Annotated in this window: 1 protein-coding gene and 1 pseudogene; both read right to left on the reverse strand. The window is 75.2% G+C overall.

Going from position 1 to position 1,712, the window contains the following annotated elements; all coding sequences use genetic code 11:
- Positions 1-1,117 (reverse strand): DUF6177 family protein (locus tag RIF68_RS35910; RefSeq protein WP_309055837.1); only part of this gene is annotated, 1,117 nt, incomplete at its 3' end.
- 66 nt (positions 1,118-1,183) lie between these two features.
- Positions 1,184-1,712: pseudogene (locus RIF68_RS35915) on the reverse strand (type VII secretion protein EccC); the annotation flags it as partial.

Consider the following 1,712-nt stretch of genomic DNA (forward strand, 5'->3'; position numbering starts at 1 on the left):
CCGCGTCGAGTTCCGCGGCCAGCCCTTCGACGGCGTCCGTCGGCACCTCCTCGTCCGTGCCGTGGCCGAGCGTCAGGGTGATGTCCTCCTCGACCCCCGCGGGCGTACGCACCACCCGTACGCAGGCCAGCGCGGGGCGGTCCGGGTGTCCGACGGCGACGAGCCAGGTGGGCCGGGGCGCACGGGCCCGGGCCAGTTCGGTCAGTTCCCGCGGCGACCACGGCAGATTGACCGGCTCCGCGGTGCTCCAGCCGGCCGGTGGGGCACCGGTGAGCCGCCGGAAGGCCGCCTCCAGGGCACGGCCGAGGACGAGGTCCGCGTCGGGCGCGTGGCGGGTGCGCAGGGAGAGGATCAGCTGACGGTCGCCTCCGCGCGAGGCGTCGGTGAAGGCCGGGGCGAGGGGCGCGGCGCCGCCGTCGTCGCGCGCGGGGGTGAACGTACCGCCCTTCCAGTGCAGCACCGCACCGGACAGCCCGTCGTGGAAGCCGTGTCCGGGGTCCCGTACGACCCAGCGATTGGGCAGCCCGCGCAGGGCGGTACGGGCCGGCAGGGTCAGCCGGGCGTCGGGCGGGGTGACGATCTGCACCGCGCGGCCCTGTTCCGCGGCGGTGCGCAGGGCGTCGACAAGCCAACTGGTCAGGGGAACGAGCGGGCGGTCCTGGATGACCACGGCCGTCGTGGTGGTCAGGACGTCCACCGCGGGCGCCGCGCCGGCCGGGACCGGTACGTCCGTGAGGTCGGTGGTCAGCGGCACGACCTCGGTGGTGGCGGCACCCGGGGGCCAGACCGTGCCGCCGAGCACGGTGGTCAGACGCCCGGCGAAGGAGCCCGCGAGTCGGTCCGCCTCCGCCACGGCGGTGGAGGCGCGGACCTCCGTCCACCACACCGGCCCGTCCGGTGCAGCGCCGCCCAGCAGCCGGGCCGCCTCGCCGGGCACCTGGACCAGCAGCGGTACCTCCACGGAGACGAGCGGACGGCCGTCGGGGGCACAGAGCTGGACGACGGCCCCGCCGGCCGTCGTCCCCACCCTCAGATCCGGCCCGCCGGCGTACAGGCCCGCGAGCAGCGTGCGCACGTCGGGCATGCTGGGGGTGAGGGCGATGACGTCCTTCGTCACGTCGTCCGTTCCGTCCTTCCCGTCGTCACAGCCGTCACAGTCACATCCGTCACAGTCGTCGACTCATCACAGCGTCTTCTCGGTGGCCTCGTCGGCGTACAGGGCGGTCTGTATCAGCTGATGGGCGCGGCCGCGGCGGACCAGTGTGCCCCGGCCGGGGGGCTGCGGCGCGGGATACAGCCCTGGGAGGAGCCGGCCTTCGCCGCGTTCCCCCGACATGACCAGGGTGGCGGTCCCGGTCTCGCGTACGGCGGTCAGCAGGGGTTCGAGCAGTGCGCGGGAGGCTCCGGAGGCACGGCGGGCGATGACGAAGTGCAGGCCGATGTCCCGGGCCGAGGAGACGTACGGGAGGAACGGGGCGAGCGGTTGGCCGCCGGCCGCGGTGAGGATGTCGTAATCGTCGACGAGGATGACGATCCGCGGTCCGTCGAAGGCGGGCCCGGCGTCCGGGGCGGTGTCGGGGTCGGCGGTGTCCGGCAGGCGCTTCGCCAACTCCGCGGCGATACCGGTGGACAGCGCCGCGCCGAGCTTCGCGTTGTGGGCGTAGCCGCCCCGGTAGGGCTCGGGGACCGCCCCGCTCAGGCCGCGGCGCGGG

Origin of the sequence: Streptomyces sp., assembly GCF_031178505.1 — a bacterium.
In the GTDB taxonomy this organism is placed as follows: Bacteria; Actinomycetota; Actinomycetes; order Streptomycetales; family Streptomycetaceae; genus Streptomyces; species Streptomyces gulbargensis.